The organism is Paenibacillus sp. J22R3, from assembly GCF_056269305.1.
Map to the genome: position 1 here is coordinate 1,229,387 of NZ_JBWDNS010000001.1, position 14,893 is coordinate 1,244,279.

Annotated in this window: 15 protein-coding genes and 4 pseudogenes; 9 read left to right on the top strand and 10 right to left on the bottom strand. The window is 46.6% G+C overall.

The window, feature by feature from the left end:
• Positions 1-123 precede the first annotated feature (123 nt).
• Positions 124-660 carry a P-loop nucleotide/nucleoside kinase family protein gene (locus tag AC0YN4_RS05505; protein ID WP_475835368.1) on the bottom strand — a complete coding sequence of 179 codons (537 nt, stop codon included), beginning with the start codon at positions 658-660 and terminating at the stop codon, positions 124-126.
• Positions 661-972: 312 nt separating this feature from the next.
• Here AC0YN4_RS05505 and AC0YN4_RS05510 point away from each other — a divergent pair, with 312 nt between their 5' ends.
• The 3 genes from AC0YN4_RS05510 to AC0YN4_RS05520 are packed head-to-tail and all read left to right on the top strand — an operon-like array spanning position 973 to position 4,771.
• The gene (locus tag AC0YN4_RS05510) at positions 973-2,511 is read left to right on the top strand and encodes a spore germination protein (protein ID WP_475835369.1); all 1,539 of its coding nucleotides are present in this window, start codon (positions 973-975) and stop codon (positions 2,509-2,511) included.
• Positions 2,508-3,677: a Ger(x)C family spore germination protein gene (locus AC0YN4_RS05515; RefSeq protein WP_475779663.1), complete on the top strand. Its 1,170-nt coding sequence runs from the start codon at positions 2,508-2,510 to the stop codon at positions 3,675-3,677. Before AC0YN4_RS05510 ends, AC0YN4_RS05515 begins: the two co-directional genes overlap by 4 nt.
• Positions 3,674-4,771, top strand: coding sequence for a GerAB/ArcD/ProY family transporter (locus AC0YN4_RS05520; RefSeq protein ID WP_475835370.1), 1,098 nt, complete (start codon positions 3,674-3,676; stop codon positions 4,769-4,771). The genes AC0YN4_RS05515 and AC0YN4_RS05520 overlap by 4 nt, the downstream gene beginning before the upstream one ends.
• A gap of 462 nt (positions 4,772-5,233) precedes the next feature.
• Here the strand turns inward: AC0YN4_RS05520 and AC0YN4_RS05525 are convergent, their stop codons facing one another.
• Positions 5,234-5,356: a hypothetical protein gene (locus tag AC0YN4_RS05525; RefSeq protein WP_475779661.1), complete on the bottom strand. Its 123-nt coding sequence runs from the start codon at positions 5,354-5,356 to the stop codon at positions 5,234-5,236.
• Between the two features lie 355 nt (positions 5,357-5,711).
• On the opposite strand from AC0YN4_RS05525, the gene AC0YN4_RS05530 reads away from it, so the two are divergent.
• Positions 5,712-6,200 (top strand): pyridoxamine 5'-phosphate oxidase family protein, encoded by a 489-nt coding sequence (locus AC0YN4_RS05530; RefSeq protein WP_475779660.1) that lies wholly within the window; start codon positions 5,712-5,714, stop codon positions 6,198-6,200.
• A 24-nt stretch (positions 6,201-6,224) separates the two neighbouring features.
• Positions 6,225-6,368, top strand: a pseudogene (locus tag AC0YN4_RS05535) (DUF3231 family protein); the annotation flags it as partial.
• 13 nt (positions 6,369-6,381) lie between these two features.
• On the opposite strand, the gene AC0YN4_RS05540 reads toward AC0YN4_RS05535, so the two are convergent.
• From AC0YN4_RS05540 to AC0YN4_RS05565, 6 genes and pseudogenes are all read right to left on the bottom strand, one after another.
• A complete protein-coding gene (locus tag AC0YN4_RS05540) occupies positions 6,382-7,335 on the bottom strand; it encodes an MFS transporter (RefSeq protein ID WP_475835580.1) in 954 nt (317 codons plus the stop codon).
• 164 nt (positions 7,336-7,499) lie between these two features.
• Positions 7,500-7,799, bottom strand: coding sequence for a WGxxGxxG family protein (locus AC0YN4_RS05545; RefSeq protein WP_475779659.1), 300 nt, complete (start codon positions 7,797-7,799; stop codon positions 7,500-7,502).
• A gap of 507 nt (positions 7,800-8,306) precedes the next feature.
• A pseudogene (locus AC0YN4_RS05550) lies at positions 8,307-9,055 on the bottom strand (manganese catalase family protein).
• A 15-nt stretch (positions 9,056-9,070) separates the two neighbouring features.
• A pseudogene (locus AC0YN4_RS05555) lies at positions 9,071-9,916 on the bottom strand (alcohol dehydrogenase catalytic domain-containing protein); the annotation flags it as partial.
• 265 nt (positions 9,917-10,181) lie between these two features.
• A pseudogene (locus AC0YN4_RS05560) lies at positions 10,182-10,439 on the bottom strand (MBL fold metallo-hydrolase); the annotation flags it as partial.
• A 175-nt stretch (positions 10,440-10,614) separates the two neighbouring features.
• Positions 10,615-10,791: a hypothetical protein gene (locus AC0YN4_RS05565; RefSeq protein WP_475779657.1), complete on the bottom strand. Its 177-nt coding sequence runs from the start codon at positions 10,789-10,791 to the stop codon at positions 10,615-10,617.
• Positions 10,792-11,183: 392 nt separating this feature from the next.
• Between AC0YN4_RS05565 and AC0YN4_RS05570 the strand changes: the two genes are divergently transcribed.
• Positions 11,184-11,369, top strand: coding sequence for a hypothetical protein (locus AC0YN4_RS05570; RefSeq protein WP_475835371.1), 186 nt, complete (start codon positions 11,184-11,186; stop codon positions 11,367-11,369).
• Between the two features lie 240 nt (positions 11,370-11,609).
• On the opposite strand, the gene AC0YN4_RS05575 is transcribed toward AC0YN4_RS05570, so the two are convergent.
• Complete coding sequence (locus AC0YN4_RS05575; RefSeq protein ID WP_475835581.1) at positions 11,610-12,299, bottom strand: LLM class flavin-dependent oxidoreductase; 690 nt, start codon at positions 12,297-12,299, stop codon at positions 11,610-11,612.
• Positions 12,300-12,400: 101 nt separating this feature from the next.
• Between AC0YN4_RS05575 and AC0YN4_RS05580 the strand changes: the two genes are divergently transcribed.
• The 3 genes from AC0YN4_RS05580 to AC0YN4_RS05590 are packed head-to-tail and all read left to right on the top strand — an operon-like array spanning position 12,401 to position 14,356.
• Complete coding sequence (locus AC0YN4_RS05580) at positions 12,401-12,616, top strand: hypothetical protein (RefSeq protein ID WP_475779655.1); 216 nt, start codon at positions 12,401-12,403, stop codon at positions 12,614-12,616.
• Positions 12,606-13,871: a DNA polymerase IV gene (locus AC0YN4_RS05585; protein WP_475835372.1), complete on the top strand. Its 1,266-nt coding sequence runs from the start codon at positions 12,606-12,608 to the stop codon at positions 13,869-13,871. Before AC0YN4_RS05580 ends, AC0YN4_RS05585 begins: the two co-directional genes overlap by 11 nt.
• Complete coding sequence (locus tag AC0YN4_RS05590; protein WP_475779653.1) at positions 13,868-14,356, top strand: YhjD family protein; 489 nt, start codon at positions 13,868-13,870, stop codon at positions 14,354-14,356. The genes AC0YN4_RS05585 and AC0YN4_RS05590 overlap by 4 nt, the downstream gene beginning before the upstream one ends.
• 64 nt (positions 14,357-14,420) lie before the next feature.
• On the opposite strand, the gene AC0YN4_RS05595 is transcribed toward AC0YN4_RS05590, so the two are convergent.
• Entirely contained in the window at positions 14,421-14,882 is a 462-nt protein-coding gene (locus AC0YN4_RS05595) for a GNAT family N-acetyltransferase (RefSeq protein ID WP_475835373.1), read from the bottom strand.
• Positions 14,883-14,893: the final 11 nt, after the last annotated feature.

Here is a 14,893-nt window from a genome sequence, read left to right on the forward strand (position 1 = left end):
AACGCAAGAATCTATGCATTAGTTGCTCTGCAGCAATAAATCTTCAGAACTGACAAAAACCTGCGACCTTGCAGGCTCTTTAGGCGATGTTAAATCTAAATGGACGCGTGCAATCGCTTGAATTTACAATGGTTTAAGCTCAACCTGATACCGGGTATTCTTTAGGATTTCATCTGCCGTTTCCGTGGGCCGGCTTCCCGTCGTATTGTAACCAAAGCGGTTTGCGGATGGCGATTGCTCCATTTTGTTCATTAAAAACAATGAACGTTCCAAAGCATCCAGATCCCCTCTAATCGTCAACCTTTCGATGATGGTTTCTTGATCGGCTAGGAGCACAATATACTTAAGGACTACGTCCAGGTCGGCAATTTGTTCGCAGAACCAATCAAATTCATCTTCGACGACGAAATCGATGACGACGCTTATATGATCCCGTATCACATTTCTCGTTAAAGCTAAAATGTTATCCCAAGTGAGGCGTAATTTATCTTCCCATGAGAGGGGCAGCTCGTCCTTGAGCAAATGAAGCAACATATCCCCCTCAATCAACACGCATTGCCCGACTTTGCGTGCCAGTTCTTTTGAAGTCGTGGATTTGCCGGCTCCAAGAGGGCCTGAAATCAAGTAAATGACGCTTCTATTCTGCATATTCGGTTTCACCCCCAACACCTCCTCTAAACTACCCTAATAGTTGATCAACTTTGTCGATGTTACTAAGCAGCAGGCATCCATGTTTCACCGCTCATCATGCTAATAATAGTTCGTCTCTCGTTCAACCTCAAGTCCGGCGCCATAGTAGACGTCGCCTACTGAGTTAAAACGAGCCAGTAACACGCCCAACTCAAGTGAATTGTTTTGTTGGCTTTGTTTGTAACTCCAAAAGAAGTACATCGTTTCCAAACTCGGATAATTTGACTGTTTTTAGAGCAAAACATAGGATATCCAGAACGTGGGAACGGAGGGCGAGAAAGGATGAAGAAACGAAGTCTAGCCGATCGCATCGGCCAACGGGTACAAGCCGAGCCGACGATCCGAGGGCCGCTTGCCGCGGAATTAGCCGTTGTATTGCCGCGGCTTCAAGCGCAGTTTGAAGGCTGCGGCGACGTTCTTTATCACCGGTTCCGCGCTTCCGACTCCCGAGAGGCTGTGATCGTCTACATTAACGGGCTTGCCGACGTCATTTCGATCGATCACGATGTGTTAAAGCGAATGATGGAGCCGGATAATGCGCTCACCGCGTCCTCGCTGACGGAATTGCGTGCCTGGCTTACTGTTATGGACAGCAAGGAGCATGTTACCTATGAAGAAATGGTGCCTGAATTATTCAGCGGCCGGCCCCTTCTCCTTGTAGATGGCATCCCGGGGGCGCTAAGCCTAGGGCTTATCCATTGCGAGAAAAGAGGCGTGGAAGAACCGCAAGCGGAATCGGTCATTCGGGGAGCTCGGGACGGCTTTACCGAGACGCTAATCGTCAATTTGACGCTGCTGCGCAAGCGTCTGAAGACGCCTGCTCTGAAAATCGATACGTTTCCGCTCGGCCGATATTCCGAGACCAATATAAGCGTCGCGTTTTTGCAAGGCATCGCAAAAGAAGAGATCGTAGCCAGCGTCAAACACCGGCTGCAACGAATCGAGATCGACGGCATTGTCGAGAGCGGAATGATCGAAGAGCTCATCGAGGACAGCGTCTTTTCCCCGTTTCCGCAGCTGCAAACGACGGAACGCCCCGATGTGGCGGTCGCGGCCATGCTGGAGGGCCGAGTGCTGATTATCACCGATCATACGCCCTTCGTCATGATCGCTCCGACTACCCTGTGGTCCATGCTGCAGTCGCCGGAGGACTATTATGAGCGCTTTCTGATCGGTACGCTGATCCGGTGGCTTCGCTATCTCTTCTTCCTGTTCGCGCTCCTTGCTCCGTCCGTGTATGTAGCCACGTTAACGTTTCACCAGGAGATGGTACCGACCACCCTGCTGCTGCGCATCACCCAATCCAGGGAAGAGATTCCTTTTCCCGCGCTCATGGAGGCGCTCATCATGGAGATCACCTTCGAAGCGCTTCGCGAGGCCGGCGTTCGGCTGCCCAAGCAGATCGGGTCGGCGGTCAGCATCGTAGGCGCGCTCGTGATTGGACAGGCTGCCATTCAAGCGGGACTCGTGTCGGCGCCTATGGTCATGATCGTCGCGATTACGGGGATCGCTTCTTTCATGCTTCCGCAATACGCCTTTAATATCGCGCTCCGCATCTTGCGATTTCCCATCATGATCATGTCAGGCATGTTCGGCCTCTACGGGTTGATCCTGTGCATCTTGGTCATCATTAGCCATTTATGCATCCTTCGCTCCTTCGACGTCCCATATCTGACTCCTATCGCTCCTATACAAACCGACAGCTTTAAGGATACGCTCATACGCGCGCCAATCGGATTTATGAAACGGCGTCCAGCCGCTTTCGCGAGTCCGGGCAATTCGAAGCGTCAAGGGGAGCCGGCGAAAGGGGAAGACCAGTGAAACTAGCGTCTATTCGCCGCTTGCTCCTCCCATGCCTGTTCGCGTTCCTCCTTACAGGTTGCTGGGATCGGGAAGAGGTCAATAATATGGCTTTAATCATTTCCGCCGGGATCGATAAAGAAAAGAATGGCATGGTGTCTCTGACGATTCAAGTGTTCATACCGAACCCCTCTTCATCGGGGGGCGCTGACGGTGGCGGCCAAGGCAGGCTATACACGGCAACCAATACGGGCAAAACGGTGCCGGATGCGCTCGCGGAGCTGCAAGCCCAATTGCCGAGAAGGTTCTCGTGGAGCCATGCCAAGGCTTATTTTTTCGGAGAGGCGCTTGCCAGGGACGGGTTACGAGATGAGATGGATTTTCTCGTTCGAGATATTCAGCCTCGGGAACAGGCCAATCTCTTCATCTGCAAGGGAACGGCAAAGGAATTGATTCAATCGCTCCAAGATCCCAATACGTACGAAACGCTGATTAAAATATCCCAAAAGCCTTCCCTGCAGCATTCGACGCTTCACATCGTGGAGGAGTTGAACAGCGGCGAGTCCGGATCATTCGTTATTCCCGTCGCAACCACAATGATGCTCGCCTCGAACGGAACCAAGAAGGCCATCATAAGCGTTGAAGGCATGGCGGTTATTAAGGATTTAAAGCTGGTCGGATTCGTGGATGCTCCGCATGTGCAAGGCTTCAAATGGCTGACCAATACGCAGCTCAGCAGATTCGCGACCATGTCCGTTACAGAGAACGGCGGCATCGTCGCCATTCGAATGAGGCATTACCGGATGAAGTGGAAGCCGCGCATTCAAGACGGAAAATGGAAGATGACGATTCGGATACGCGTAGACGGCGACGTCCTGATGAACAGTACGCATTACAACCTCATGAAAGATGACGATCGATTGAGAAAGCTGGGTAAGCGATTCGAGGAGGATATGACCAAGCAGCTGAGAAGCGCCTTGTGGCAGGCGCAGCATCGTTTCCGCACGGACGCCATTGGATTTGCGAAAGCTTTCCATATCCGCTATCCCGGACAATGGCGCAAGGTGATGAACAGCTGGGACGAACGGTTTACGCAAGTCGAGGTCGACTTTGACGTTGACGTATTCATCAGGCAGCCGGGAAAAACGAGCATTCAAGCAACCAGAAAGAATGAGGACGCCCAATGACGGACATGAACATAGCCGAAAGACAGCTGTTCTGGATTATGACCAGTACGCAAATTACGATGACGCTGCTGCTTACGACTGCGCCGACGATACAGATCGCCAGTCAGGATGCTTGGATATCGGCGTTAATCGCGACGGGAGCCGGGCTCCTGATCGCGCTCGTATGCGCCAAGACGGCTCTTCGCTTCCCGGGAATGACGGTCATACATTATGGCGATATTCTATTCGGCAGATGGATTGGCCGAGCCATCGGTTTTCTCTATATGATCTTCTGGCTCGTATTGCTCACGGTGATCTTGAAGCAGTTCGCTTTCTTCCTCTCCGAAACGATATTGCCTGAAACGCCGATGTCTGTCATCATCGCCATGATGCTGGCCGTGATTCTATATCCAACCCTCCACGGTGTCGGCGTGATCGCTCGCTGCTGCGAGGTCATCGGACCGATTGTCATGGCTGGCGTTATTTTCCCCGTCATCCTGTCGGTCAATAATATGGAGTTACAGTCCATTCGGCCATTCTTCGGCGATGTCAGCGTGTTCGTCATTCTGAAGGGCTCCATTCCCACGCTCACGTTTCTCGGCGACTGCGTCTTATTGGTTATGATCATCGCCTTCGTGAAATCCAAGGGCAAAACGGTAAAGTATGCCGTGAGCGGCGTACTTGTGTCCGGATTGTTCACGATGCTTTCGATTTTCGCCAGCTTGCTTTCATTTGGCCCCATGGTGAGCCAGAGCAACAATTATCCCTTGATGATGCTAGTGCGGGCCGTCTCCCTCGGCGGAATCATCGAGAATTTGGATGCCATCGCGGTTACGATTTGGATTATGAGCGTCTTTACGAAGCTCGCGCTGTACTTGTTCATATCCGGACACGGCTCCGCTCAACTGTTCGGCGTCCGTAATTGGAAGAGAATGACCTGGATTATAGCATGCATCGCTTACGGAGTAACGTTTATTCCGCTAAACGTCGTGGAAACCTCGATTGTTTTCCCGCAAAAGATCGCCGTCCGTATTATGCTGCCTATTTTCATGATCGGTCTGCCTCTATTGATGTGGGGATTGGCGGCTTTCAGACAGCGGACACAAGAAAGATGAATTTAGAGTAACAATACAACTATGATGTACTTAAAAAAGATTATCGTAATCGAAGGAAGCAACGAGTATAAAGATCGCACCGAGGAAATTCTTGAGAACGGCAAGTAGCGGCGGTTGCTGCCGGGTGTTGAAAATGAGAAAGCCGTACCGAAAGGTCTCGCGACCGATCGGAGCGGCTTTTTGACGTACATTTGCTTTTTGCTCCCGCTTACGAACAGTTGCTCTGATCGTTCACTTCGGCGTAGCCCCGCTATATGGGCCTTTTGTACGTCAACCCCCTCCAGCCTTATGATTTAAGCGATATCAGGTTCTTGTTGTTCTATCGTGCCCAACTAATTTCCACCGGCACTTTACTTCAAAAACCAGTATATTCCGAAACAAGAAATTGTACTTCACTGAATTGACTTAACCTTCAAAAGGACTAAATTCATAGCTAATATTCTGAACTTCAAAAACCTGCTATCAATTATAGTGGTGTTCTTCTCGTTCAAGCGGATTAGCGAGCGGCTGTATAACTGTTGCAAGACCGATTAGACTCAGAACAATTCCGGTAATTTGCATTGCGTCTTTTTGAATCTTTTTCATTATTATCACACCTCGTTGCTAAATTGAATGTATGGACTGTCTCCTCAATGGTACGGTGTATATCTTAAATTCCATCTTTTGCAATTCGCCCACTCAAAGTGTCAATCGCACTCTTCTTACCAGAATAGCCAATAATTCGGGCTGGAAAGCTCCAAAGCTATTTTCTTCCTTTTGTCCATACTCAAAAATCTCAATAAGAGACTGGAGAATCTGATAAACACGAAGAAATGGCATGATAAATACTTACGAAAAAAATCAGCGATCCTTCCGGTGCGTTCTTGCCTAAAATGAATAAAGTGTGATTGAGCTTGGGAATATAATCCTCAGACTAATTATTACAGAAGGGGATTTGCCTATGGAGACAATTGCTAACAAACAAGAAGCGATTACAAAAGTAAGTGAATTAATCAAAGACATTGAAATAGCGATGCTAACAACAGTATCGGAGGATGGACTGGTTTCACGTCCCATGAAGACTCAGGATGTCGAGTTCGACGGTAACCTTTGGTTTCTAACCAAGAAAGATACCGGCAAGTTTGAAGAACTGCTTCACAACCGGCAGGTTAACGTTTCATATGCGGGTAAATCATTCGTCTCCATTCGAGGTCAAGCAGAACTCGTGGGCAGTACCGAGAAAATAAAAGAATTTTGGAACGTAGCTTACGAGAAACTGCTGGAGACAACCTATGACGATCCGAACCTCGTTCTGATTAAGGTAATAGCCGAAACCGCCGAGTATTGGGATACTGGCAACAAGTTTAAGATGGCCAAGTTTCTGTTCAGCAGGCTGTTGGGAAAAAATACGGAAGGTACGGATATCAATCAGATCGTAAATTTGAATTAGTAAGCAGTGAGCCGAAGCATATAAGACATCGGTGCTTTGTTTGCGAAATACCATGACACGAAAGCGGTAATTGGATTAAAGGCCCTTCGATTAAGCAAGGAAAAGGGATGGCTTGTTCCTCCTCCTTTTGTTATCAATAGGCCTCAGCCTGAAGAGAGTCGAAAATAAGAAATGAAGCCCGTCATAACGACGGGCTTCCTTTCTTTTTCTTATGTTTATTACTATGTTTATTCTTTTGCTTATCCATCTCTTTCTTACTCTTTGCATCTTTCGGCTTAAGCATAAATATATCCAAAGCCGAGCAGATGAGCGCACAAGCGGCGAATAAATAGAATAGCCATTCTTGATGCTGGATCATTACCGAAGCAATTAATGGGCCTAGAGCAACGCCAATGAAGCGTGCGCTACTATACAGGGAAGTAATCGTTCCACGTTGCTCCTTCTCAACTCCTTCTGTAATAAGTGCATCTAGACTTGGAAGCACGAGGCCAATGCCACCTCCGCTTACGAACATCATTGAAATAAGAAACCACAGGCTTTTGCTATTAACAAGCGCACAAATCAGCATTGCTGCCAATAAAGCAATAAGCCTAATAACGCTGAATACCTTCATCCGGTGCTTATTTTCTCCGACGAATTTTCCAGTCACATAAGATAATCCACAAATTGCGCTTAAGGGTATTGCAAGTAATAATCCTTTCTTGATGCCATGAATTCGATAATGGTCTTCCAGTACGGATGATAGGTCATAAAGAAAGCCAAACATAATGAACATGACCAAGCAGCCAATTGCAAATATGGCGTAGACCCAATGTCCTTTTTCCACTAGTAACGATACAGTGGTACGGACGAACGTACTAAACCGGTTATCCTTATCCTTGACTGAATCACTATCATCAGTCGAACTGCTTGGACTTGGCATTTTAACCAGGAAAATTACAGAAACAATAGATATAAAGGATATGAAAGGAATTACAGCAAGTGGCAGGAACCAGACGACCAGGGCAAGTGCAGAACCCAAAACAGGACTCAGTACTTTACCAAAGGTGTTGGAGGTTTCGATAATGCCAAGCCCACTACTTTCTTCTTCCTTGGTATCAAACATATCGCCGACCAGTGGATTACGATCGGAAATGCACCAGCAGCTCCAATGCCCTGAACGATTCTCCCCACCAAAATGAACCTATAAGTTTAGTGTGGTTTATCCTTGACCAGCTAAGTCGTTGAGTATGTATTGCATGGAAAAAGCCGCTCAATAATGAGCGGCCATCGTCTTCTAATTTTTAGTCGTAGCGGGTGTTAACGCGCTCCGTCGCGTTCACGATTGCGACTTCTTAGTCCTGCTAAGCCAATTAAGCCAAGAAGACCTAGCCATCCCCAGTCCATGTCATTGTCATCATCAGCTAAAGCTGTAGCTCTGTAGTCCCCACCGTTATTTACTGAGGTCGCGTTATAATCGTTCCTTGCCATATCTGTGCTATTTGTACGAACCCCAGTACCGTATCCGTTTGTCGTTGTTCCAGTCGCACTCACAATGCCCATTCCCAGCATCAAAGCAAAACAACTTACAACCACAAATGTATAGAATATCTTTTTCATTTCGCCGCACTCCTTTTGAATTAGATTATACTGCTATGCAAAGCTTGCCCTCGATGTGAGATTTTATTCGGAATCTACCTGACCAAGAAAACCCATTCATACGTACGTTAGTAAGAGATCTTCCCTCGAACGGTTCCGGAACAAGCAGCTATTTTCCTTTAAACATAAATGGCAGTAAGATAAATGGAATGAAAAGAAAGAAGGAAAAACCAAATGCTCTACTAATCAATAAGGACAATCCACAACATACCAACATAATGATTAAACTATATAAGCATCCTTTACCTGATATATTACTAAAGAAGAACACTGTCCCCCTCCTCCATAACTAATTAGCCCCTAGAACCATATTAAACGAACTATTAAAGGATCTAGAGGCTATTCCACTAACGCGTCTTTATAATAGAGCAAATATAACACTTATGTTTTGTTCCTTTGAATTGCTTCAAGTTTTCACAATATACACATTTCATCCGTTATGTCACATCCTTTGTACGCCTAACTTCCTTATCTCATCATATCTACCAAACCTGGGCTATGTTCGTTAGGCATGTCAGGCAGTTGAGGCACTGTAAATCCAACCGGTGGAGGCGTTACGCTGAATTCTTGACATTACGACTTGGTGACTTGCCATTAAGCACTTCCCCAATGCGGGTCTGATCCATTCTGAAATTAAACTGAACATTATGATATCCCATGTCCACGTATTTACGACATTCAGGATATTTATTGATGTCGTAGTTAGGGAAAGTCTTATTTGAGCTCATCTCATATATTCTTGTTTTTTGCAAAACCCCCGTTGATTCCAGAACGACGTTGTTTAGCATATCGCTGATTAAGTTTCCGTGACTGTAGACCCAAGATCCATTCCAGGGGTTACCGCCAGCATCAACTGGAAGAGAACTTTTTGCCCCCATGATGAAATGATGCGGGTTCGCATGTTTGACCGCTTCATCCAATGGTGCAGCATCAACGCCTGCATTACCCGGTGCCGATTCTCCCGCCCCGTTCAGCAGTTGGTTAATCGTGTTTTGAACGAGCTCAACATGAGCGATTTCCTCCAGGAACACACCTCGCAGCAAATCGCGGAATTGTTTCTCTTTGCCTCTGAAATTCGAGCTTTGGAAGAAATATTGCATCATTGTTCGCATCTCACCAAACTGACCACCAAGAGTCTCTTGCAAAACTTTCGCAGCTGCAGGATCAGGTTGATCCACTTCAATCTTGTTTATTAATTCTTCTTTGTAGTAATACATGTCGTTATTGCCCTCTGCACCGAGTCCACCGCCTTGTAGCTTAAGCAGTGTTTCCACTTTTTCCAAGAGCGTCTTCTCGGAATCCAGCCCTACTGCATCGATCACGACGTCCGCTCCACCTGCTGTTATTTCTTGCAAATGGCCAAGAAGATTATCCGTTTCCTTGAAGTTGAACGTCTCTACTTTATTGGTCTTTCGAGCATGCTCCAGACGATAGCCTACATGATCCACGGCAATGACCCTTTTCGCACCTTTAAGCCATGCGAATTTTTGAGCCAGAAGACCGACAGGCCCGCAACCAAGAATAATGACGGTGTCGCCTTGTTTTACTCCGGCGTTTTCGACGCTCCAGTAAGCAGTTGGAACAATATCGGATAGAAACAATATCTTCTCGTCTTCCATCTCCGCGTCTTCAGGAACCTTAAAGGGAACGAAATTACCATATGGCACCCGCATAAGCTCAGCTTGGCCGCCTGCGTATCCGCCATAGGTGTCGGAATAACCGAAATAACCCCCTGTGTCACCATGTAAAAACTCGTTTGAATTGTCGCATTGGCTTTCTAGTTGATGGTTGCAATACCAACACTGACCACAGGCGACATTAAACGGAATAATCACGCGGTCACCTTTCTTGACACGCGTTACCTCTTTTCCTACCTCTTCCACTATCCCCATTGGCTCATGACCGATAATGAAATTGTCAGGCATATTAGGAATTTCCCCATTATAGATATGCAGATCCGAACCACAAATGGATGTTGTCGTAATGCGCACAAGGACATCATCGGCTTTAATGAGTTTGGCATCCTCTACTTCTTTAACCTTTACTTTTTTCATCCCTTGATAAGTTAAGGCTTTCATAGTTCCACCACTTTTCCGTTGATAATAACGTCCGAAGCATTCCCATTAAACGCTTTAGAAACTCACCTCTAAATATTTCCTTTTTGCTCAAGAACCAAGACAAATTCGGGCTATGATCGTTTCCTATGGGCATGAAGACCATATTGGCGGGCTTGTTTTGAGAAATTAATTCGGTAAGGCCATCTGATCGAAATTGATAGCCAGTCTACGTAGTCCGTTTGTTAAGGTCTCTCCTTCCACCGGCTTCCCATGCCCTGTGATGGCGACCATGTGTCAGAACGATCGCTCTCGGAGGGGAATTGATTCCGAACCTGTCTTCTGCAATGATAGAATCTGCAGAATTCGGCATTCCAGCATCCACCAGTATCCAATCTTTTGTTTCCGGATTGCCGATGAATGCCACATTTGCGATTTGAACCGTCAGCTGGAACAAGTCTTGCCTTACTTCGGTACCCTCTCCACTTCGTATGGAAGTAACCGGAAAACCATGATAATCGCTTCCGTAATGCATCTCAGTATCCAAATTGCTTACCTCTATTCTCGTGATTTAAGGCGTTTGTAAAGCAATTTTATTTTGTAGAAAAGTACTGAATTAATTGAAGTTAAAAACCGTACCAAGTAGGATACTTGGTACGGTTTCATGGGAGAGTTGATGGGATGAATTTATTTTACCCAACAATCAACATACGCTAATGCCATTATTCTTCTTTTTGACTTAAAAATTCATTTTGCACAGCATCACCATCAGGATTATTATTTTTGATCTGGCTGAGACGCCCATTTCGGAACTCGCCACCATGAACTTTATTCTGTCGCTGTCCGTTATTATCGGTACGATTATGTTGGTTATGATTATAGTTCTTGTTATTAGCCATTTATTCATTCACCCTTTCGAAAAGTTAAATCTAGATTGTGTATTCCTAATTTAATTATACATTCCAAGGATTTAGGGCTGTTACAGCAGTTATATCGTGCCATTCGTTATTATGAAGAACTAGTGGCAGTCCATCGTATCTGTCCAACTTCAGATGGACAAATAAAAAAGCTGCAACTCTGCAGCTTCATAAAATATGATTTATATTTGATATATCCTGTCCCTTTCCGTTGTGCTGAACTTCCTATTAATTTCATGACATCATTAAACTTTATCGTCGACATTCGGACAATGTTCTTTTCAACCGATAAACATCAAAAAACGTATCATTCGGCTAATTTTACACATGATATAGGTGCTTTTAATGCATATAGGGAAAGAGGGTAGTAAATAATGACATCCAGTAGTGGCCATCAAGGTGCAACCGGAATCGGGCAAGCCGAGAAACAATTAAATCAACAGGCCAAGGCAGCCGCAGAAATCCAAGGCCAGCATGACGTTGATCAAGAGTTTGTTGCAGCTAGCAACGAGCATTCCTCTGTGTTAAATGAAGTCATTGACACGCATAACGAAGAATAAATAAGCAGTTGCTTTTTGCTAAGACTTGCTAGTTGATAGAATAAGAAACAAGCCGCAAAACCGCGGCTTGTTTCTTATTTGGCTCAAATGGAATTTATTGTATTACTATTTTATGACTCAGTTTGCCAAACCGTGTGCATGCTTCCTTATCAAAATATTGTTCAACTATAAACAGGTCACGATATCACTTGTAAGGTTATATCGTGACCTGTTTTGTTTTGCACATTGTGTAGTGTTATTTTACTTGAAGGCGCTTGAAAGAATAGATTCAAGATTTTGCGCTAGGCGACCGGATAGTTTCTCGATGTCTCCCGTTACGATGTGAAACTCGTCCAACGCCTGAGTGGATGTCTGAGCAATATAGGAGTGACCAGTGACCGAAACCCGTAGCTTCGATGAATCATGCCCCGCAGCTTTGCCGGCAGCTCGATAAATATCCACCAACGGCTTGAATCTTCTTGAATCTCCGCCCAATATGCCAAGTGCCAGGTTAAAACCTAATCTTCCGGCTCTAGCGGCGCTCTCTGGCGTACCTCCGACTCCAACCCACACTGGAAGCTTGGACTGATACGGTCGGGGCGCAATCTGCGCATCAAATAGTGCAGATCTGAATTGACCATTCCAGGTTACACGTTCTTGCTCATTTAACTTCAGCAACAGGTCAAGCTTATTTTCAAATAGATCGTCATAACTTCGCAAGTCCGCTCCAAAGAGCTCGAATGATTCCAAAAAAGCTCCGCGACCGGCAATAAGTTCCACACGTCCACCGGATTCAAGGTCAAGTATTGCAAAGTCTTCAAATACGCGTACCGGGTCAGCCGTACTGATGACAGACAAGGTACTTATTACGCGAATGTTCTTTGTCGCTTGAGCGACTGCCGAAAGAATTATGACGGCTTCATCTGCCAGTTTCGCGGTTGCTCTATCTATATAATGTCATCAATCCGAAAAATTCCAGAAACACACCTTGCATATCGAACATATGTTTGTAGTATAATAAAGAACAAACGTTCGTATGGAGGCGAATAGGAATGCCATCATTACAATCAAATCTCAGCAAATATATCGGGATGGCCGTAGTTATCATTTATCAGGACAGAAACGACCGGATAACCAAGAGACAAATCCTAATACGATCCGTTACCCATACGCATGTACGAGCAACTTGCTTAGAATCAGGCGGACCTCGTCTGTTTAAGCTGCAAAATATTTTGGCACACGAGCCGGTGATCCGCGATGTCGGTTAAAGATCGGATCATCATGTTGGCGGATTGCCAAAGCTTCTATGCGTCGGTAGAGAAGGCTTCGCATCCTGAACATGCGAATAAGCCTGTCATTGTAGGCGCCGATCCCAATCGTAAATCGGGTATCGTATTGGCTGCTTGCCCGCTTGCCAAATCTTACGGTGTTTCTACAGCCATGCGGTTGGGTGAAGCCGTTATTAAGTGTCCTCACCTCGTCGTGATTCGGCCAAGGATGCAGACGTATATCAACGTGTCGCTGCTCATTACGGAAATATACAAGTCATTCACCCCGCTTGTTGAGCCGTTCTCGATTGATGAACAGTTTCTGGATGTCACCGGATCAGTCTCGCTCTACGGATCTCCACTCGAGATTGCGAACCAAATGCAAAGCAAGGTGCTGCTCTCCACCGGCGTTTGGACGCGTATTGGCTGTGGGCCAACCAAGATATTAGCCAAGACAGCAACGGACAATTTCGCCAAAAAGCAGCAGGACGGGATTTTCACACTTGATTACGACAATATGGAATCCGAGTTATGGCCCCTGCCGATCAGCAGTATGTTTATGGTCGCCTCTCGCATGACCGTGCACTTTATACGAATGGGGATTTATACGATTGGCGACTTAGCCAGGATGGAGCTTCATGACTTTAAACGGCGGATGCAGCAGAGGATGGGCAAACAGAGCGATATTAAGGCCATCTATTACTGGCAGACTGCTCGCGGCATTGACCCTAGCCCTGTCGTGACCGGAGCGTTTGGCAAGCCGAAGTCGGTCACAAGAGGCCGCGCTTTGCCTTGGGTGCTTTACCAAACCTTAGAGGACATTGAGCCGCTCTTGCTCGAACTCGTGATCGAGGTATGCCGCACAAGCCGATACCACAAGTATAAAGGGCGAACAGTCACTGTCAGTGCGGGTACAACGGACGGGGTTAAAACTAACGGCTTCAGCCGCCAAACAACACTGAATAGTTCCAGTTGCTTGGAGCATCACATACTCGCAGCTGCACAGAAACTGTTTATGTCGTACTGGGACGGCAATCCATTGACACATCTTGCCGTGGACCTCTCCCAGTTAACAGACAATAGCGTGTACCAGCTGGACCTGTTTGAAGACTTACCCAGACAGCACGCACTCGCCGCAACCAAGGATAACATCAAAGAACGGTTCGGCGAGGCGGCCATTTTAAGCGCCGCATCGCTCCTTAAATCTGGGCAGGCGCGTGAGCGGGCTCACAAAATTGGAGGGCACTATAAATGAGCAAATTTCTCGAGGGGAACGGTCGTTGGAGCACGAAGTTTATTTCTCCGGAGCATCGTGATCAGCTGAACGAGCTTAGCGAACCTGATAAAGGAGCATCCCAGAAGGTCCCTCAACAGATACTGATCTTGGTACGTGACTCCGTACTTTTACCGATTATGATGACGGTGGTTGAGAACAATCGGCTTGAGATCGAGAGATCGAACCACTCCTTGAAGACAATTTATGCGGCAGCAGCAAACACACTGTTAAATGCCATCCATTCAGACTTGGCCGGAATCCGCAAAGAATTAAGGGGAAATCAAATTAAAGTCATTGAGGAAGAACGCGTCGACGATGCCGCACACTATAAATTTTACTATCGAGGCTATGAACATCAGTTTGCATTAATGAGGTTTTTAGTGAGGTCTGAGATTAGTACACGTTTAGGCAGCTATATCGCTCAACTCGAGAAACTTTTCAACGGGCTTACCCCTAAGAAATGACTGTTAACAATAACATTTAACATACCCATTGTAGTAAGAAAAGGCAGCTATTATCGCTGCCTTTCTACACTAACGCCAATTCCATCCGCAGCCGGATCATATCCCGGCATGGAATCCCGTTCTCCACAATCGGCTCCGCATAATGCTTGACGAAATAATCCGTCTCCACGCCAATCACGCGAAACCCGCATTTCTGATACAATCCAAGCTGATTTATGCTCGAATTGCCCGTCCCAATCTCAACCGCGCGATACCGCTGCTCCTTGCATTGCGCTACGGCATGCTCGATCAACTTCCTGCCGAGACCTCTGCCCTGGCAGTCCTCCCGCACGGCGATGTTCATAATTTCAGCTGTCTTCGGCCGAGTCGCGAGCAGCAGATAAGCACCGATCACCTGTCCGTCCTCTTCCAGTACCGTACAGATACTCCTCCCAGCATAAGCATCAATCGCGGCACGTTCCGGATCAGCCAGAAGCAGCAACTCATACGGCAGCTCTTCATCCGCGCTTAATTGACGAATCGTCATCCTGTTCTACG